At 63.3% G+C, this 19,074-nt stretch carries 16 protein-coding genes; 4 read left to right on the top strand and 12 right to left on the bottom strand.

Annotated elements, in window-relative coordinates; genetic code table 11:
- The first annotated feature begins 97 nt into the window (after positions 1–97).
- Positions 98–772, top strand: a complete 675-nt coding sequence (locus tag FJ950_RS10850) for an HAD family phosphatase (RefSeq protein ID WP_140616779.1) — start codon at positions 98–100, stop codon at positions 770–772.
- Between the two features lie 10 nt (positions 773–782).
- Here FJ950_RS10850 and FJ950_RS10845 read toward each other — a convergent pair whose 3' ends face one another.
- The 6 genes from FJ950_RS10845 to FJ950_RS10820 form a co-directional block, all read right to left on the bottom strand.
- Positions 783–1,916 (bottom strand): DUF930 domain-containing protein, encoded by a 1,134-nt coding sequence (locus FJ950_RS10845; RefSeq protein WP_140616898.1) that lies wholly within the window; start codon positions 1,914–1,916, stop codon positions 783–785.
- A gap of 110 nt (positions 1,917–2,026) precedes the next feature.
- Entirely contained in the window at positions 2,027–2,782 is a 756-nt protein-coding gene (locus tag FJ950_RS10840) for a 5'/3'-nucleotidase SurE (RefSeq protein ID WP_140616778.1), read from the bottom strand.
- A complete protein-coding gene (locus tag FJ950_RS10835) occupies positions 2,779–3,945 on the bottom strand; it encodes an MBL fold metallo-hydrolase (RefSeq protein WP_140616897.1) in 1,167 nt (388 codons plus the stop codon). Before FJ950_RS10835 ends, FJ950_RS10840 begins: the two co-directional genes overlap by 4 nt.
- Positions 3,945–5,024 carry an ABC transporter ATP-binding protein gene (locus tag FJ950_RS10830; RefSeq protein WP_140616777.1) on the bottom strand — a complete coding sequence of 360 codons (1,080 nt, stop codon included), beginning with the start codon at positions 5,022–5,024 and terminating at the stop codon, positions 3,945–3,947. The genes FJ950_RS10835 and FJ950_RS10830 overlap by 1 nt, the downstream gene beginning before the upstream one ends.
- Positions 5,012–6,715 (bottom strand): iron ABC transporter permease, encoded by a 1,704-nt coding sequence (locus FJ950_RS10825; protein ID WP_140616776.1) that lies wholly within the window; start codon positions 6,713–6,715, stop codon positions 5,012–5,014. Before FJ950_RS10825 ends, FJ950_RS10830 begins: the two co-directional genes overlap by 13 nt.
- 92 nt (positions 6,716–6,807) lie before the next feature.
- Positions 6,808–7,794 carry an ABC transporter substrate-binding protein gene (locus FJ950_RS10820; RefSeq protein WP_015315459.1) on the bottom strand — a complete coding sequence of 329 codons (987 nt, stop codon included), beginning with the start codon at positions 7,792–7,794 and terminating at the stop codon, positions 6,808–6,810.
- 263 nt (positions 7,795–8,057) lie between these two features.
- On the opposite strand from FJ950_RS10820, the gene FJ950_RS10815 reads away from it, so the two are divergent.
- Positions 8,058–9,029 carry a sugar-binding domain-containing protein gene (locus tag FJ950_RS10815; protein ID WP_140616775.1) on the top strand — a complete coding sequence of 324 codons (972 nt, stop codon included), beginning with the start codon at positions 8,058–8,060 and terminating at the stop codon, positions 9,027–9,029.
- A gap of 11 nt (positions 9,030–9,040) precedes the next feature.
- Here FJ950_RS10815 and FJ950_RS10810 read toward each other — a convergent pair whose 3' ends face one another.
- The 5 genes from FJ950_RS10810 to FJ950_RS10790 all read right to left on the bottom strand — a co-directional run bounded on the left by FJ950_RS10810 (position 9,041) and on the right by FJ950_RS10790 (position 14,284).
- Positions 9,041–9,409: a hypothetical protein gene (locus tag FJ950_RS10810; protein WP_015315457.1), complete on the bottom strand. Its 369-nt coding sequence runs from the start codon at positions 9,407–9,409 to the stop codon at positions 9,041–9,043.
- 110 nt (positions 9,410–9,519) lie between these two features.
- Complete coding sequence (locus FJ950_RS10805; protein ID WP_140616774.1) at positions 9,520–10,923, bottom strand: pyruvate dehydrogenase complex dihydrolipoamide acetyltransferase; 1,404 nt, start codon at positions 10,921–10,923, stop codon at positions 9,520–9,522.
- A 3-nt stretch (positions 10,924–10,926) separates the two neighbouring features.
- Positions 10,927–11,925 (bottom strand): alpha-ketoacid dehydrogenase subunit beta, encoded by a 999-nt coding sequence (locus tag FJ950_RS10800; RefSeq protein ID WP_140616773.1) that lies wholly within the window; start codon positions 11,923–11,925, stop codon positions 10,927–10,929.
- On the bottom strand, positions 11,925–12,953 hold the full coding sequence (locus tag FJ950_RS10795) for a thiamine pyrophosphate-dependent dehydrogenase E1 component subunit alpha (RefSeq protein ID WP_140616772.1): 1,029 nt from the start codon (positions 12,951–12,953) through the stop codon (positions 11,925–11,927). Before FJ950_RS10795 ends, FJ950_RS10800 begins: the two co-directional genes overlap by 1 nt.
- Before the next feature lie 2 nt (positions 12,954–12,955).
- Entirely contained in the window at positions 12,956–14,284 is a 1,329-nt protein-coding gene (locus FJ950_RS10790) for an NAD(P)H-dependent oxidoreductase (RefSeq protein ID WP_015315453.1), read from the bottom strand.
- A gap of 283 nt (positions 14,285–14,567) precedes the next feature.
- On the opposite strand from FJ950_RS10790, the gene FJ950_RS10785 reads away from it, so the two are divergent.
- On the top strand, positions 14,568–15,623 hold the full coding sequence (locus tag FJ950_RS10785; protein ID WP_140616771.1) for an acyl carrier protein: 1,056 nt from the start codon (positions 14,568–14,570) through the stop codon (positions 15,621–15,623).
- Entirely contained in the window at positions 15,620–17,200 is a 1,581-nt protein-coding gene (locus FJ950_RS10780; protein ID WP_246681304.1) for a class I adenylate-forming enzyme family protein, read from the top strand. Before FJ950_RS10785 ends, FJ950_RS10780 begins: the two co-directional genes overlap by 4 nt.
- On the opposite strand, the gene FJ950_RS10775 is transcribed toward FJ950_RS10780, so the two are convergent.
- Complete coding sequence (locus FJ950_RS10775) at positions 17,087–19,060, bottom strand: tripartite tricarboxylate transporter permease (protein WP_140616770.1); 1,974 nt, start codon at positions 19,058–19,060, stop codon at positions 17,087–17,089. The genes FJ950_RS10780 and FJ950_RS10775 overlap by 114 nt on opposite strands.
- Between the last annotated feature and the right edge of the window lie 14 nt (positions 19,061–19,074).

Here is a 19,074-nt window from a genome sequence, read left to right as displayed (position 1 = left end):
TTACCCCCTATCCACGAGGCCGAGCGCGCCCGCTATTGAACATTTGACTTTTTGTCGATAGCGATGTGCGAATTCTGACAGAGGCCGGGAGAAACGCGTGGCGCCGTCAAGACTGATCATTTTCGATTGCGACGGCGTTCTCGTCGACAGCGAGCCACTGGCCGCCAAGGCCTATGAACGTGTCTACGATAAGCATGGCATGCCGGGCGTTCACGGCGGCATCATCGCCCAGTGCGTCGGCATGAAACAGGCCGACATCATCGTCAGGATCAAGGAGTTGACCGGCCATCAGTTTCCCGCGTCGGCCGACGGCGATATCTGGGCCGAGACCAAGGTGCTTTTCACCGAAGAGTTGAAGCCAACGCCTGGAATAGGCTCGTTTCTGGAAACGCTTGCCGGCGACCGCTGCGTTGCCTCCTCGTCCTCCATCGAGCGTATAAACCACAGCCTGGCGGTGACCGGATTGGCACGCTTCTTCGGCGATGCGATCTACAGTTCCTCGATGGTCAAGAACGGCAAGCCGGCGCCGGACATCTTCCTTTTCGCGGCTGCCAGGATGGGCGCCAAACCAGCCGACTGCATCGTCATCGAGGATTCGCCTTTCGGCATCCAGGGCGCGGTCGCCGCCGGCATGACGGCGATCGGCTATACCGGCGGCGGTCATACTTATGCCGAGCATGCCGCACGGCTGACGGCGGCCGGTGCCGATCTCGTCTGCGCCGACTGGCATGAAGTTAGCCGGCAATTGGCTGGACTTGGTGTGCCAGCCTAAGTGGCAGAGACTAAAGAGGATGGTTTGGCGGCCATTCGCTGCGTGGAATCTCGGAGCCGACACGGAAGCCGAACGACAGGACCCTGGTCGCATCGGTATCCACCTCGCATCGGAAGCTCAGTTGGTACCATGTGGTTGTCGTGCTGAAGGCCGCTTCGGGGCGGTCGAGAACATTGCCGGCTTTCAGCGGAATCGTCGGCAGCCATTTGGGAGAATAGTCGGCACCCTGCAGCTCCTGGTCCAGCACGTTGGCGCAAAGGGTCGCAACGCGCTGACTGCGAGGTACGCCGCTCATGGAACTCGTGGCCAACGCGTCGCCGGTAGCGCCCTGCGAGTAGAGTTTCCGAACCCCCGGAAGACCGGAATACATTGGTGATCCAGCACCTGCGTCGTTCGTGGAATTTGAGGCGGTGGCTTTTCCGGCCCGGGACTTCAGGGCTTTTTCAGACTTGAACTTCATCGTCTTGACGACTTTGGCCTTGGGCTTTTCGGTCGCGGCCCCGGTCTTGGCGTCGCTCTCGGCTGGCGACGGCTTTGGCTCTACGGCTGCTTGCTGATCGGAAGCTTTTGGCGCAGCCTGCTGTTTATCAGCGTCTTCCGTGACCTGCTTTTCCTCGCTCGGCGTGGGCTTGGTGACGGTCGGCTCGGTTGGCGGATTCTCATCGGCTTTGCTCGCATCCGGCCGCTGCTCCGCGTTTGCCGTCGCTGCAGGCTTGTTCTCGGCGGACTTGGGCACGACCGGAGGCTTCGAGGCCTCATCCTTTGCAGGCGACGGCGCATTGTCCTTGGCCGCCCCCCCATCCAGGGATTTCTTCGGTCCGGTATCTTTGTCGCCATACTGAAAAACGCGCTTCAAAGCGGTGTCGTCAGGTTGTTTGCGCGGCTGTTCGGGTGGCTTTTCAACCTTATGCTCGGGGGGTTTATCAGCCTTAGGTTCCGGCGGCTTCTCGGCTTTGAGCGGCTGCGGTTTTGGCTTGTCGGGCGGAGGCACGAGCGCGACGCTTATCGGTTGCTCCTGCTGGGGCTCTTGTGAGGCTTTTGACAGGCCGTAGATGAAGAACGATGCGACAAGCGCATGCAGGACCAGCGATGCGGCCAAGGCCCACAGCAGATTCCGGCGCCATTCGCGTGTCTCATCCTTCATCTCTTCCGATGTGGAATGAAATAGCGGCGGCTTCAAGCATAAGCACCGGATTGACGCCATTTAGCCGCTGACAGCTTGGTGATCTGGGGGATGCCGCGCAGGGAGATCGGCTAGCTTTGCCGCCAGCGTGGGATTCCGTCCAGAAATCCCTCGTCCAGCCGCGTTTCCCCAAACCAGTTCAGCCGGTTGATGCTGACGAAACCCGCATCGATCGCGGCGTTTTCATCCCCCGGTTCGCTTGCATGGGCTCGGCCACGCGGCACCGTGATGATCGTGCGATCCCCGGCGCTTTCCACCACCTCGGCCGTGCGGCCGATCTTGTCGCGGCCGATGCGCGGCTGGCGAATTTCGGCCGGCAGCGCGGTCGGCAAGTTGACGCTCAGCCAATGGCCCTCTGTCGCCCAATCGGCACGCGCTTGCCAGAGCGAGGCGATCAGCTTGCCAAGCCATTCGTCGTCGGCAGCGCCGAAGTCAGGATTTTTCACGCGCGAAAAGCCGATCGCGGGTATGCCCCAGAAACTCGCTTCGCGGGCAATACCCAGTGTGCCGGAATAGGCGATATCCTCGGCGACGTTGCGGCCGTCATTGATGCCCGACAATACGAGGTCAGGCTTCGGTTCATCAGCGAATAGCCACGTCATGGCGCTCACCACGCAATCGGCTGGCGTGCCCGAGCACGAATACCAGTTCGGCTTGACGCGCCGCATCGTCAGCGGCCTGGCGATGGTCAGCGACGAGCCGGCGGCGGTGCGCTTGCCGTCCGGCGCGACCACCCAGACATCGTCGCTCAACCCGAGGGCGGCATTGACCAGACGGGCAAGACCCGGCGCTTCGATGCCGTCATCGTTGCAGATCAGGATTCTCATGATGCGCTTCCTTGCCCCACCGTGATGCGTTGACCCGTACGGCATTGCGTGAGCAAGGACGGAATATGGCTTTTCAACTCGCCCAGAAGATCGGGCGCGCAGGAATGGCCCAGCGCCCTGGGGCGTCCCGCCTTCTCCCAGATGCCGACATTGCCCGACAGTGTCGGGTGGGTGGGCATGCGTATCCAGTCCGCCCGGCCGGCCTTGTGCATGAGATCGGCCGGAGAGCCCAAAGGCAGATGCCCGGTGAGCAACACCGGAAACCCGGCATCGTCGGCGCGAGGCAAAAGGTGCGACGACGGGCCAGCCTCGCCCATGCCGTCATTGGCCAGCAGGGGCAGCGAAGGCAGCGGGTCGGCATCGCTCCAGTCGGCCGCGCTTCGCAGGCGGGCAAGCAAAAGCTCGGAAATGCCCGGCAACAGGGACGCGGTCGCGCCGATCTGCGCTTCCAGCGACGAACGCATGCCGGCATGGACGGCGAACGACCCCGGCAAGGCCGCGATCAGTTCCAGCGATCGGCCAGACAGCGGCGTCGGCAACAGGCATCCCTGCGGATGCCGCGCCACCCATTCGGAAATTTCTTGCGCCCGGGCAGCCCCCGGCACGGGATCCGCCCCGTAGGAGGCATCGAAGACCAGGAGATCGCAATGCGGGATCGTGTCCATGACGAACACATTGCTGTCAGGCACCACATCGGCCGAATAGGCGATGCGGCTTGTCCCGTCGTCGACGGCGAACCAGACCCCGCCGACGACGTGACCTGAACGTCCCGTGCTGACTACGAAATTGCCGCTAGTGAGTGTGTCGCCTGGTTCGAAGAGTTCGATGCGGTTTTCAGGCAAGGGAAATCGCCTGAAATCCTCCGGCTCGGCATAGGCGGCAAGCGTGGCCGGCGCCTCGGCACGGGTCTCCGCCGTCATGAAGATCGGGCCGCTATAGCCCCGCGACAACAGCCAGCTCAGCGCGCCGACATGATCCTCATGGGCATGCGAAACAAAAACAGCATCGATGTCGTCGCTCGACCCGTTGAGCGCTGGATAGTATTCCGCCCCGGAAGCGCCGACCTTGATGCCGACATCGAGCAGGATGCGATCGTCGCCGCTGTTGACGGCGAGGCTGGTGCGGCCCTTTTCTCCGAAGCCGCCGGCAAGGTCCAGTATCATCACGAGGCTGTCCCCGCCGCCGGGATCAGCCAGCCGGATTTTATGCGCAGGCGCGCTTGCGCCCCGTTCTCCAGCACAACCGGATCGGGTTGCTCGAAATGCAAGGTGAGGTCGGGACCAGCGGTCGGCGCGAATTCAATCCGCGCCGCGCCGCCCTGATAGATCGCCCGCTTGACGAGACCATCGAAGCCCGAGGCATCGGCCGAAAGCTCGATATCGGCGGGGCGGCAGCAGATCTTGGCGCCGGCGCGCGGCCGCTCGCCAGGCCGGCAACGGACCACCAGCTCGGTTCCGAGAACCCGGACCTTGCAATGGCCGTTGTCCTCGCTGGCCAACACGTCCGCCGGAAGCAGAATGCCTTGCGAAATGAAGGAGGCCACCATCTCATTTGCCGGCTTATGATAGAGTTCACGCGGGGTGGCGAGCTGCGCCAAGCGTCCATGGTCCATCACCGCGATGCGGTCGGCCAGCGCCATCGCCTCGGCCTGGTCATGGGTGATGTAGACGATGGTCGTGCCGGTGCGCTTGTGGAAGGCGGCGAACTCGTCCTCCATCGAGGCCCTGAGATGGACGTCGAGATTGGCGAGTGGCTCGTCGAACAGCACCAGCGAAGGTGTCGCCACCAGGCAACGCGCCAAGGCCACCCGCTGGCGCTGGCCGCCGGAAAGATTGGCGGGCCGGCGCTCGCCCAGACCCTGAAGATTGACAAGGGCAAGCGCGTCTTCCACTTTTTGGCGCGCAACCGCCTTGTCGAGCTTGGCCACCTTCAGCGCATAGCCGATATTCTCGGCGACGCTCATATGCGGCCACAGCGCATAATTCTGGAAGACGATGCCGACGCGCCGCTTTTCCGGCGCGACGCTGCCGCCGCTGTTCGACACGACATCGCTGCCGATGCGGATTTCGCCCGAGGTCACCTTTTCGAAACCGGCGACCAGCCGCAGCAATGTCGTCTTGCCACAGCCGGAGGGGCCGAGCACCGCCAGAAACTCGCCGTCGGCGACGTCGATCGAGACATCCTTCACGGCGTCGAAATCGGCGAAGCTCTTGGTCACATGGTCCAGGGTCAATCGCGCCATGGCAGAACTCCGCTCGGAAGATGAGGGGCAAGCAGGTTGGTCACCAGCATCAGCACGAAGGCGACCGCGACCGTGATGACCGACATCGCCGCCGCGTAGTTGGAATCGCCGCCCTGCTCGAAGGAAAACATGACAACGCCGATGGTCTCCGAGCCCGACGACCACAGCAGCGCCGAGACGGTGAGTTCGCTGAGGGCCGTCATGAAGATCAGCAGGCCGCCGGCGATCGCCGCCGGCGCGACCAGCGGAAAGACGATGGTGCGCATGCGCGTGAACAGGCCGGCGCCCGCAACTTGTGCGGCTTCTTCGAGTGCCCGATCGATCTGGTGATAGCCGCTGATGGTCGGCCGCAAGGCCAGCACTAGGAAGCGGGCGAGATAGGCATAGAGGATGATCCAGACGGTGTTGTAGAGCTGGACGCCGGTCAGCGGGATGGGGCGCAGGAACAAGAGCAGCGAGGCGATCGCCAGCACCACGCCGGGCAAGGCATACGGCAGTTCGACTGAAAGATTGAGCAGCCGCACCCAGCGCTGCTTGCCCCAAGCGATGAGATAGCCGATCGGCACGGCGACGAGGACCGCGAAGAAAGCGGCAGCGATCGACAGCCAGAAACTGTTGAAGAAGGCGCGGCTGGCGGCATCATGCTCGAACAGCACGAAACGGTAATTGTCGAGCGTCGCCGTCTTGGCGGTGAGCGCGATGCCGTAGCCCGGCACCAGCGAGGTCAGCACCAGCCCGAACAGCGGCAGGACCAGCACCAGCACGATGAGCAGCCACATGCCGGCCTGGACGACCGGCCGCCAGCGGCCCAGTTCATAAGGTTCGGCCGGCAGCGATGTCGAGGAGATGCGGTAGTCGCGGCGGCGGCTCATCACCTCCTGGGCAAGGATGCCGGCCATGGCGATGATGCCGATCAGCACCGACAGGAACGCGGTCTCGCCGAGTACCGCCGGGCCCCCGCCGGCCAGCTTCTGATAGATGAGCGTCGGCAGCACCAGGTAGTTGGCGGGGATGCCGAGAAAGGCCGGAATGCCGAAATTGCCGACGCAGGAGACGAAAGCAAGCGCGGCCGCCGCCATGATCGACGGCGTCATCAAGGGCAGCACGATGGTGATCAGTACGGTGAACCAATTCGCACCGCCGGCGCGCGCCGCTTCGACCAGTTCGCGCGGCAGCTTGCGCAGGCCAGCACGCACCAGCAGGAAGACCAGCGGCCCGTATTGGACGCCAAGCAGCAGGATGATGCCCGAGGTCGAGTAGAGCGGGTTTTTCGTGCCGAGCGGCGGCGCCGCTCCGAAAAGCTTGAGGAATGGGCTGGCAGGGCCGAACAGTTGCAGCCAGGCCAGCGCCGTCACCTGCGGCGCGATCATCAGCGGCATGACGTAGCAGAGCACCAGGGCGCTTCGGCCGCGTATGTCGGTCAGCGAGACAAGCACGGCCACCAGCGTTCCCGACAGCACCGCCAGAAGAGTGCCGCCGATGCCGACGACCAGTGTATGCCATGTCGCGATCCAGGTTGCCGGGCTTCTCAGCCCGGCCTCCACGGCCACCGTCGACAAGACACCGCCGGGTGCCACGATCTCCTTGACGAGGCGCAGCATGGGCAGCAGCGAAAGCAGGACGATGACGACGGCCACCACCGCCGTCAGGACCATTTCCTGGCCCCGGCTCTCCCTGATACGTGTCGGCATGATTGCGTTTCCTGGGATCGGTCAGCGGGGCGGCCGGGCTCACCGGAACTGACGAGATGCCGTCGAGACGGCATCTCGCGGGGATCGACGGCTCAGCCGCCGAACAGGTCCTGGAACTTCGCCTTGTCGGCGTCGGTCTCGGCGACGATCGCCTTGGTGTCGAACGGCATCACCTTGACCTTGACGCCTTCCGGCAGCCAGTCGGGACGACCGACCGAGGCGCGTGCCGGCAGGTAACCCATCGACAGCGCCAGCTTCTGGCCTTCATCGGACAGAATGAAGTCGACGAATTTTTTCGCACCGTCGACGTTCTTGGCGGTCTTCATGATGGCCACCGGTTCGGTCACGGCGGGCACGCCCTCCGAGGGGAACACGAATTCGACAGGCGAACCCTTCTTCTTGGCGTTCATCGCCATGAAATCGACGAGGATGCCATAGGGCTTCTCGCCCGACGCCACCGACTTCAGCACCGCGCCATTGCCGCGCACGCTGACGGTGTTGTTGGTCTTCAGCTTCTGGAAGAAATCCCAGCCATAATTGCTGTCGCCGGCGAAGCCCGAAAGCAGGTAGGCGGCGGCACCGGAATAGAGCGGGCTCGGCATGACCAGACCATCGGCATAGGCCGGCTTGGCGAGGTCCGCCCAATGCTGCGGCTTTTCGGCGGCAGCGGTGTTGTAGACGATGCCGGTAGTGATCAGCTTGCTGCCGAAATAAGTCTTGTCGGCGTCATAGGCATCCGCCTCGATGCCGTCGAGCTTGGCCTCAGGATAGGCCAGCAGCCGGTCGTCCTTCTTCAGCAGTTCCATCGACACCGCGTCGGCGATCAGCAGCACGTCGGGCTGCGGGCTGCCTGCGGCGAACTCGGCCGCCATCTTGGTCAGGATGTCGCTGGTTCCGGAGCGATAGATGGTGACGTCGATGCCGGGCTGTGCCTTCTTGAAGGCATCCACGGTCTTGGCTGCGTCTGCCTCGGGCTGGGATGTGTAGAGCGTCAGTGTTTCGGCATTTGCCACGCCGGCAAACAAAGTTGCCGCGAGCGCCAGCTGGCTGGCCAGCAGCTGGATGAATAGCGTCTTCATGAGACCTCCTGTCTTGTCTGTGCATGACCGGTCTGGCCCCTGGCCAGCACCCCGTCTCTTCCTCCCTGCACGGCGCATATGACTGGTGCATGACACAGCGCGTGAAACCAACAAAATATGTTCATATGTATGATGTCAATTACAAATGATCAAAGCTGTGCGATAATCGGCCTGCCGCGAACCCCGCATCCGATTGACATAAGAGCGGCCTTTCCCGGATGAGGACAACGCCGTCGGCCATGACGCATGAGGGACGACAATCCATGCCCACGCAAAAGCCCGCACCGGCTCGCCTGCCGATGGTCTCGTCGGACCTCAGCGTCAAGACGGCATGGCTCTATTATGTCGAGGGCTTCACGCAGGAGCAGATCGCCGAAAAGCTCGATGTCTCCAGGATGAAGGTCATGCGTACGCTGGCCGCCTGTACCGCCGAGGGCATCGTCGTTACCATGATCAACGCGCCGACAGCCGAACAGGTGGCGCTTGAGCGGGAACTGGAAATACGCTGGGGCCTCAACGCCGCCGTCGTCATCCCGACACCTTCGGTTCACGACCATCTGGAGAAGGCCATCGGCCACGCCGTGGCGGCCTATCTCGGCGAGCAGATGCAGGATGGCATGACGCTGGCGATCGGCGGTGGCGCCACACTGCACGCCAGCCTGGGTTTCCTCGCCCGCCGGCACTTGAAGCGCGCCTCGGTGGTGGCGCTTGTCGGCAGCCTGCCGCATTCGCAATGGATCAACCCGTCGATCGTGGCCGCCAAGGTCGCCGATGTGTTCGAGGTGGACAGCTATCAGATCACGGCGCCGGTGATGGTGGACGACCCCTCGCTGCGCGATCTCCTGTGGGCGCAGCCGACGCTGCAGGATGTGCGCCGGCGCGCCGCGGCGGCCGACATCGCATTGCTCACCGTCGGCGACATATCGCCCGATGCCACCATCTTTCGGCATGACATCGTGCCGTCATCGCTGATTACACCCTTGAAGGCAAAAGGCGCGGTCGCCAACATGCTATGCTATTTCGTCGATGCCGCCGGCAGGCTCGTCGATCACGAAGTCAACCGGCGCGTCATGGCGATCGACCTCGATGTTGTCGCCCATGTGCCGAATGTCGTGCTGGCCGCCGGCGGAAAGCGCAAGGTGGCGGCAATCCTCGCCGCGCTCAAGGCTGTCAACACCAATGTGCTGATCACCGACAGCGACACCGCTATAGCGCTGCTGGCCAAGGCCGGCTGAGATGCCTGGGTTTAAATCAACCCGCGCTCGCGCAAAAAATCCTCGACGCCGACATGGGTCATGGATTCGAATTCGGCGATCGCTTCGGCCACGCGTCTGCGCTGCCCCGCCAGCAGCGTGAACACCTGCTTCATCTCGCCCGAAACGCCAAAACGGCTCCAGCGCTCGGCGATATGCGCGGGCAGGCCGATATCACTGCAGAACGCATCGAGGCTGTCATAGCCGAGGCTGACGACAAGCTGCCTTGTCTCTTCCGCCGACATGCGTGGCTCGAAAGCATGATCGTGCAGGCGCTGCGCCACCAGCTTGATGTCGGAAGGCGACGCGCCCATGACCCTGCCGAACAAGGTTTTGACGTCAGACGGGTCGAATGCAGGCATGTTGGCCTCCCTTGGTCGCGATCACCAGAGAACATGGGTCAAGGTTCGGAGCCTGACAAGTCGTTTCATCATAAGCCGGCGCATCATTGGCGCCGGCTTACTGCAGGAGCCTAGACCAGCATGCCCATCGGATTCTCGATCAGCTTCTTGAAGGCGACCAGCAGTTCGGCCCCCAGCGCGCCGTCAACCGCACGATGGTCGGTCGACAGCGTCACCGACATCACGGTCGCTATTCTGATCTCACCATTCTTGACCACCGCCCGCTCCTCGCCCGCGCCGACCGCCAGGATCGTCGCATGCGGCGGGTTGATGACGGCGGCAAAGTCCTTGATGCCGAACATGCCGAGATTGGAGACGGCGGTCGTGCCGCCTTGATATTCCTCCGGCTTCAGCTTGCGGCTGCGGGCGCGGCTGGCCAGGTCCTTCATCTCGTTAGAGATGACCGACAGCGTCTTTTCATCGGCATGCCGGATGATCGGCGTGATCAGGCCACCGGGGATCGAAACGGCGACGCCGACATCGGCATGCCTGTGCTTGACCATGGCGCTCTCGGTCCATGAGGCATTGGCATCCGGCACCGCCTTCAAGGCCATCGCCATCGCCTTGATCACCATGTCGTTGACCGACAGCTTGTAGGCGGGAGCCTCGCCCTTGTCGGTCTTCTTCACCGGTGCCGCGGCATTGAGCTGAGTGCGTAAAGCCAGCAGCGCGTCGAGTTCGCAGTCGAGCGTCAGATAGAAATGCGGGATGGTGGTTTTTGCTTCGACCAGGCGCCGCGCGATGGTCTTGCGCATATTGTCGTGCGGGACGAGTTCGTAGGAGCCTTCCTCGAACAGTTTCAGCACGTCCCCTTCTCCCTTGAGGGGAGGGTGGCCGGCCGAAGGCCGGTCGGGTGGGGTCGCTTCGACGGGGCTCGGCGCAAAAGCGGTGCCTCCTGAGGCGACCCCCTCCGTCCGCTTCACGGACACCCCCCTCTCGGGGAGGGAGGAGAGTACCGCATCGATATCCGCCTTTACGACGCGGCCATGTGGGCCTGTCCCTGATATGCCGGAGAGATTCAGTCCTGCTTCACGAGCCAATCGACGCGCCAAGGGTGTAGCGCGGGTTTTCCCCTCCCCCTCGAGGGGAGGGTGGCCGGCCAAGGGCCGGTCGGGTGGGGTCGGTTCGACCGGACTCAGCGCGAGGGCGGTGCCTTCTGAGGCAACCCCCTCTGTCGACTTCGTCGACATCTCCCCCTCAAGGGGTGAGATTGGCGCCTTGTCCTTATAAGCCTCGCCGTCAGCATAAATCCAAGCCACCGCCGATCCGACCGCGATATCGACTCCTTCCTTGCCGGTCACGTCGCGCAACACACCGCTGGCCGGAGCGTCGATCTCCATCGCGGCCTTGTCGGTCTCGATCTCGAACAGCACGTCGCCCTTCTTGACCGTGGCGCCTTCCTCGGCGAACCAGCGCGAAATCTGTCCGGTCGCCATATCCATGTCGACCTTGGGAAGAATGACTTCGGTCGGCATGGATCAGCGAACCCCTTTGACGAGGTCGCGCGCGGCGGTGACGATGTCTGGAACCTGCGGCACCGTCGCTTTTTCCAGCTCCGGATTGTAGGGGATCGGCGTTTCCGCACCGCCCAGCCGCACGATCGGCGCATCGAGATAGTCGAACGCCTCGCTTTCGGCGATCATGGCGCTGACCTCGGCGCCGATGCCCAGCGTCTTGACCGCTTCATAGACGCATATCAGCCGCGAGGTCTTCTTGACGCTGTCGATAACGGTCTGCTTGTCCATCGGCCGGATGGTCCGGAGGTCCACGACTTCGACGTCGATGCCTTCGGCCTCCAGTGCGGCGGCGGCGTCGAGCGCCTTCTGCACCATGATCGAGGTGGCGACGATGGTGAGATCACGGCCCTCGCGGCGGATATCTGCCTTGCCGATCGGCACGGTGTAATAGCCTTCGGGCACCGGGCCCTTCATCTTGTAGAGCAGCTTGTGCTCGAAGATCATCACCGGATCGGGATCGGCGACCGCAGCCAGAAGCATGCCTTTGGCATCATGGGGCGTCGACGGCTGGATAACCTTCAGGCCCGGCACATGGCCAAGCCAGGCTTCCAGGCTCTGGCTGTGCTGCGCGGCGGCACCGGTACCGGAGCCGGCGGGAAAGCGCATCACGACGGGCACCGAAACCTCGCCGCCCAGCATGAAGCGCATCTTGGCAGCCTGGTTGACGATCTGCTCCATCGCCAGCGTGGCGAAATCGGAGAACTGGAATTCGAAGATCGGCCGCATGCCGGTCAGCGCGGCGCCGACAGCGACCCCCGCGCCGCCCAGTTCGGAAATCGGCGTGTCCAGCACCCGGTCCGCGCCGTAACGATCGACGAGGTCGCCGGTCACCTGGAAGGCGCCGCCATAGACGCCGATGTCCTCGCCCATCAGGAAGACGCGCTCGTCCATGTCCATGGCGGTCGCCATGGCTTCCTGGATCGCCTGGGCGTAGCTTAGTTCACGCACCATCGCGTCCATCACGCCTGCTCCGTATACACGTAGTTGCCGGTCTCGCTGACGTCAGGCGACGGGCTCGCCTTGGCGAACTCGATGCCGTCGGCGATCTCCCGCGCCACCACCTCGCGGATAGCTTCGATGCCCTTGTCGTCGATGAATCCGAATTCCCGCAATTCGTTCTCGAACAGCGTGATCGGATCGCGGTTCGACATCCAGTCCTCTATTTCTTCCTTGGTCCGGTAGCGGTTGCGGTCGCTCTTGGAATGGCCGCGATGGCGATAGGTCTTGGACTCGATCAGCGTCGGCCCCTCACCCGCCCGTGCCCGCTCGACCGCCTTGTACGAAGCCTCGGCGACCTCGGAAAAGATGTTGCCGTTGACGATGACGCCCGGCATCGAATAAGCGGCGGCGCGGTCGGCGATGTTCTTGACCGCGGTGGACCGGGCAGTCGATGTCGACATGCCGTAGCCATTGTTCTCGCAAACGAAAATAACGGGCAGTTTCCAGACCGCCGCCATGTTGAGCGCCTCGTGGAAGGCGCCTTCATTGTTGGCTCCGTCGCCGAAGAAGGAGACGACAACCTTGCCGGTCTTCATCATCTTGGCGGAGAGCGCGGCGCCGACGGCGATCGGAATGCCGCCGCCGACAATGCCATTGGCGCCGAGATTTCCCTTGGCGACATCGGCGATGTGCATCGAACCGCCGCGGCCCTTGCAATAGCCGGTGGTCTTGCCGAAGAATTCCGCGAACATGCGCTTCACCTCGGCGCCCTTGGCGATGCAGTGGCCGTGGCCGCGATGGGTCGAGGTGATCTGGTCGTCCTCGCCAAGCGGCATGCAGATGCCCATGGCGCTCGCCTCCTGGCCGATCGACAGATGCATGGTGCCGTGGATGAGGCCGCGCGTGTAGCTTTCTTCCGCGCCCTCCTCGAAGCGGCGGATCAGGTACATCTTGTAGAGCACCTGCTTCAGCTGCTCGGCGCTGTACTGGCGATAGACGAAGGGCAGGTTGGCGCGGCTGTCCGCGACGGCTTTGCTGGCTCCGGCCATGGTTACGCCTCCACGGTTCCGTAGACGAGCTTGTCCTGACGGGCGCGCAGTTCGGCGATCTTGGACCCCGCTGCCGGGGCGGCATTGGCGTAGGTGATGAGCTCACCCTTCTTGATCGGCGCCGTAACCGACCCGCCCTGCAGCAAGCCGCAGGGAATGGCCCTCGCGGCATGCGCTTCCGGTGCAGTCATGATCCACGCGCGGTAGCAATATTCGCCGATCGCATCGAGCTTCTCGCCGGGCTGCATGTCCTTCTTGGCCACGGCGGCCACTTCAGCTACCGGCTTGGCCAGCGGCACCATGTCGGCCTTGCCGTAGAGCACGACGCGGGCGCAGGTCAGCGGCACTTCGAGCGAGGTCAGGTGATAGGGACGATGGAAGGTGAAGTACGGGCCCTTGCCCATCTTCAAATCTTCCATGCGCTCCGAAATGCGCGGATGCGACATGTCGGCGACGACGAAGACACCGGGTGCGACACCCTTGCCGATCGAATAGTCGACGACACCGACCCTCGACAGCACGCCGCCATCCTTCTGCGGTACCAGCACCTTGTTCAATTCGCCGAGCGTCGCGGCCGGGCCATGCATGCCGGCTTTGTCGGGCACCAGCCCGGTGGCGTTGGCGATCGCCGCCATCTCGACCATGGTCTTGGAGCCGTCGACGAACTCCACCAGCATGCGCACATTCATGTGCCGGCGCCTGGCCTCTTCCTCATAGGCGGGCGGCGTGGCGTCGATGTTGAGCGGATTGTTCTTGCCCTTGCCGGCGGCGACGATCGGGTGGCCCATGGCCGAAACGAATTCGATTAGCTCCATGCAGGAGGAGGGTTCGTCGCCGGCGCCGAGCGAATAGGTGACGCCGAGCCGGTCGGCTTCGCTCTTGAGATAGGCGCCGATGGTGACGTCGGCCTCGACATTCATCATCACCAGATGCTTGCCGTGCTCCATGGCGCGCAAGCCGATTTCGGCGCCGACGGCGGGAACGCCGGTGGCATCGATGACGACGTCGATGAGATCGTTGTTGATGACCAGGCTGGCGTCGTTGGTCACCGCCACCTTGCCGGCCTCCATGGCTGCCGTCATCGCCGAGGCGTTCGACACCTCGCGCGCATGGCCGGTTTCCTGGAAGGCGATATCCACCGCTTTGCTGGCGGCGGGCAGGTTCAGCTCGGAGATCGCGCCGATCTCTATGCCCGACATATGGGCGACGCGGGTGACGATGTCGGTTCCCATCTCGCCCGAGCCGATCAGCCCGATGCGGATCGGCTTGCCCGATTTGCCGCGTTCCTCGAGATCGCGGGCAAGGCCCGTCAACGAAACATTGGACGCCATACCGCTCATTCCTCCCATAATGCAGGCTTGTTCAATTGCCTGACGGGTATTGAACATCTGTATTTCTGTCAAGACTAATGTCCAAATCTGCGTGCTTTTGCAACACTTACACAACTGGACAAAAGGCCGTTGCGGAGCCGGCAAATCGCGACTTTCCGCGTTGCCGTGGCGAGACAAGCACGCCAGCGGCGGCTCGACGCGCGGCGCACAGGACACTTGTTAGGGGCTCTCACCCTGCGTAAAAGCGTTAGCAGTGAACATCCGTCGGTTAGGGGCTTTTCCGATGAACGTCCAACAACGGGTTAGACCTGTGCCACCGCCGGGCGATGGACCGGCCCATGCGATTGCCGGCATCTTCGCCGCGGAATTGAAGGTGCCGGCCGTCGGCTTCGACGACAATTTCTTCGATCTCGGCGGCGATTCGCTGATGGCGGAGACTCTAGTGCTTGCCGTGCAGAAGCGGTTCGGCGTGAGATTGCAGACTTCCGTCCTGCTCGAAGCGCAGACACCGCGCGAATTCGGCCGGTTGATCGCATCGCTGGTGCCGGAGCATCCGGCCCGTGAGCTGATCGTGCCGGTGTCCGGCAGCGTCGGCCAGGAGCCGATCGCGATGATCCACGGCATCACCGGCTCGGCCTTGTTCGCCAATCGCTTCAGCAGGCGTCTGAAAGAGAAATACGCGATCATGGCGGTGCGCGGCATGGGCACGGAACTCGGCGAGACGCCCTATTCCACCATGGCCGAAATTGGCACCAACTATTTTGAAGCCTTCACCTCGGTAACAGGCAGGCACCCCGAAGTCATCGGCGGCATATGCGTGGGTGGCCTGCTCGCGATCGAGGTCGGCCGGCTGAGCCATGAGGCAACGGGCAAGCGGCCGGCAATCGTGCTCATTGATCCGCCATCGCCAGGTTCGGCCTGGCTGAAGCCGATGCCCGACGATCGCCTCACCGAGAGGAGGCGGCGCGATATCGTGCGCAAGGTGGTCTACTGGCGCCTGTTGCGAGACACGCTGAAGGCGGTCGGTCTCGGACAGACACGCCTGGGGCGCCATCTGCGCAAGAAGGCATACAAGAGCGCGCTGCTGCAGGCCGCAGCCGGTTTTGTGCCCTCGTCCTACCCCTGCGACATCCTCATCCTCGCCAGTTCCGAATGGGGAGCCACCACCGTGAAGGACTACAAGGGCTGGGCGTCTAACGAGGCCAGCGTGAAAACGGTCGTCATGCCGGGTACGCACAACAAATTCCGCAAGGCCAACATGGACGCGATCGACGCGGAGATCTTGACGTTCCTCTCCGCCCGAAGCGAGGCCCCACGCGAAAACCCGCATCGTCAATGAGTTTTGGTTGGCAGATACTGGAGGCCTTCGCTGCCCATGGCGACAAGGTCGCGATGGTCAGCGGCCGGTCTGATATCACCTATTCCCAGGCCCTGACGCAGAGCGGACATCTTGCAGCCAATTTCGGCGCATCGGGCATCCGACCGGGCGACCGCGTCGGCCTCGCCATGCTCGACAACATCGACGTGATCCTTTCGATCCTCGCCTGCTGGAAAATCGGCGCGACCCCTGTTGTCGTCGACTTTCGAACTCCCAGGAGTCAGCGAGCCAGGCAGGCCCGCGACTTCGATCTGAGAATGGTTTTTGAAAGCCGCGCCATGCCGGGCGATGAGGTCTATCCGAACGCCCTTTTCGACGCTGGCTGGAAATCGGCTTCGGCGCCGGGATCCGACGTCGGCCCCCCGGCGAGCGATGCCGCCCCGGCCTTTTTGATCTTTTCGTCCGGCACGACGGGCGATCCAAAGGCCTACACCCAGTCGCATGAGGCACTCGCCAGGCGCATCGCGGCGCGCCGCGGCGTGGTGGAGGGAACCGCCAAACGATTCCTGACGCCGATGGCCCTGTCATACTCGGCAATGCGTCACCAGGTCTTCGGCTATCTGCTTTACGGGGGAATCGTTCGGTTCTTTCCTCCCTTGTTCACCCCCTCGGAGCTCATCGAGGCGCTGCTCTCGTTCCAGGCAAGCGGCACGGCGCTGGCGCCATCAGTCATTGCCCGGATGGTCAAGGAGGTGGGCGAACGCGCAACCCACCTGCTTCCCCAACTTTCCGTTCTCTACAGCGTAGGCGGACCGGCCAGAGGCGAAGACAAGATCGCTGCCTACCGCTATCTCTCATCTGGATACCGGATAAGCTACTCATCGAGCCTTACCGGCATCATATCCTCGCTATGGGGTGAGGATATTCTGGCAAAGCCCGAAAGCGCCGGCCGTCCGGTCGCCGGCGCACAGGTCGAAATCCTCGGTGCCGATGGCCGCGTGTTGCCGCAAGGTGAGCGCGGGCTGATCAAGGCATGGACGCCGACCATGGCATCCGCGGTCCTGATGCCCGGCAACCGCCTGTTCGTCGATCCGCAGATCATGAGCTCCGACTGGGGCATCCCCGGTGATATCGGATTTCTGGACGCCGACGGATTTATCACGATCGTCGATCGGGAGGCCGATATGATCGTTCGCGGCGGCGTCAGTGTCGCGCCGCAGGAGCTTGAAAAACTGATCCGCACCCATGCCAAGGTGCAGGACGTCGCCGTGGCCGGCTTTCCAGATGAGACCATGGGGCAGGAAATCGCCGCCTTCATCGTCTCCGACCGCGGAACCGTCGAGGAATTCCAGGCTTTCATGCGCACCAACATCGCGCCCGACCGGCGGCCGCGCGAGATCAGGCTGGTCGCCTCGTTGCCTTACAGCGGCAACGGCAAGCTGCTACGCCGCCAACTGGTCGAAACGCTGGCGCCGCATAAGGGTTTAGAAAATTCCGCTAATGCCTGTGAGCCACGGAATCGGCCAGGGCTGGGATGCCAGCATGTCGAAGACCGAATAGACGAAGGCCGTCGCGGCGGCAGCGATCACCAGGGATGACCGCCTCGACTTCGTCCCAAGCACCATGATGCTGCCGGCAACGAAGATGAAGGTCGCTGCCAGGTGACCGACCAACAGGATGAGAAAGGCGAGGGCCAGACAAAGGCCGATGATTGCGAGATTGCCTTTCATGGTGGGTTCCGAAACCGGAGACCATTCGCCTGGTATCGCGGCAGGCACGGATAGGACAGGCGTGGCCCGCCTGCGCCATCGCAGCGACGCCTGCACTGTGGTCACCAGCGAAAACACCAACAGGAATCCAGCCGTGATGACCGGGAAAATGGCGGCCTCGAAGGGAAAGCCGGTCACGGCCGTCCCCAACGCCGCGAACGCCAGCAATGTCATGGTGGCGCCTGCGACAATGTCGGGCAGCGCGGGGGGCAGCGGCCCGCCGGGATTTCTGGCCCTGATCCACGACAGCGTCTGCCTGACGAGACCGACCACGGCCAGTCCAAGCAGGATGAGCACCAGCGGCTGGGCAAGCCACGACCAGCCGGAAATCTGATAGGCGAGAAAGAAATAGTTCTCGAGGCTCGGGCCGAGCACGAATCCCAATGAAAAGGCCGAGCGCGGCCAGTTGAGTTCCTTCATCGCCATGCCGACGGCGCCGACGCCGATGACCAGCGCGAAATCGAAGGCGCTCATATTGGTCTGGTATGCACCAACCACGATGAAGGTGACCACCAGCGGCACCAGGATGGCGGCCGGAACCTGCGCGACGCGCGCCAGAGGCCGGGTCAGCACAAGGCAGGTCACCGCGCCTACGATATTTGCCACGGCGATGCTGAACACCATCGACATGGTGAGCGCGGCATTCTTGCCCAGCATTTCGGGGCCGGGAACGAGCCCATGGACGACAAAGGCGCCGAGCAGGATGCTCATCGAGGCCGAACCCGGCACGCCGAAGGCGATGGTCGGGATGAGCGAGCCGCCTTCCTTGGCATTGTTGGCGCTCTCGGGCGCGATGACGCCCCTGACATTGCCTTCGCCGAATTTCGGTCCCGAGCCAGGCCGCCGTGACGCATGGCCATAGGCGATCCAGTCCAGCACCGCGATGCCGACACCGGGAACTGCGCCCAGCAGCGAACCGATGCTGCTGCATCGCAGCACCAGCGGCCACTCCCGCAGCGTGTCCCTGATGCCTTGCCACATGCCCGCATAAGTCGGTCGCTCCGCATTGCCCTGGATGGAACCTCGCAACAGGAGCGAAGCCAGCTCCGGTAGGCCGAACAGGCCGAGAAACACCAGGGCCACCGGCAGACCGTCCCAGAGATAGATTTCACCAAACGTCCACCGGTCGATGCCGGCGATCTTATCGATACCGACAAACGAGGCGAGCATGCCGAACATGGCCGCGGCCAGCCCCTTCAGCGGCTGGCTCCCGGCCAGCATCGCGACGATGGAGAGCCCGAAGGCGCAGATGGCGAAGAAGTCCGGCGTCTTTAGATAGAGGACAAGCGGTCGCATGATGGGAATAGCCGCGGCAAGCACCAGAGCGCCGAACACGCCGCCAATCATCGACGCCGAATAGGAGGCGCCGAAGGCGCGCGCGGCTTCGCCTTTCTTGGCCATGGCATGGCCGTCGAGCACCGTCGCCGCCGCTCCGACCGAGCCCGGAACCCCAAACAGGATGGCCGGGATCGTATCGGAGGTGGTATTGACCGATCCCATACCGAGCAGGAGCGCGAAGGCGGCATAGGCGTCCATGTTGTAGGTCATCGGGATGAGCAGGGCCATCGCGAACAGCCCGCCAATGCCCGGGACAACGCCGACGACGAGGCCGACGAAAACGCCGGTCACCAGCATCAGCATGCGAAACGGCTGGGCCATCTCGACGACGGCGGTGAGTATCAGATCCACCGTTGAGCCTCGCC

Origin of the sequence: Mesorhizobium sp. B2-3-14 (assembly GCF_006442175.1) — a bacterium.
In the GTDB taxonomy this organism is placed as follows: domain Bacteria; phylum Pseudomonadota; class Alphaproteobacteria; order Rhizobiales; family Rhizobiaceae; genus Mesorhizobium; species Mesorhizobium australicum.
The sequence above is the reverse complement of the archived record's forward strand: the minus strand, read 5'-3'. Positions and strand labels throughout refer to the sequence as shown.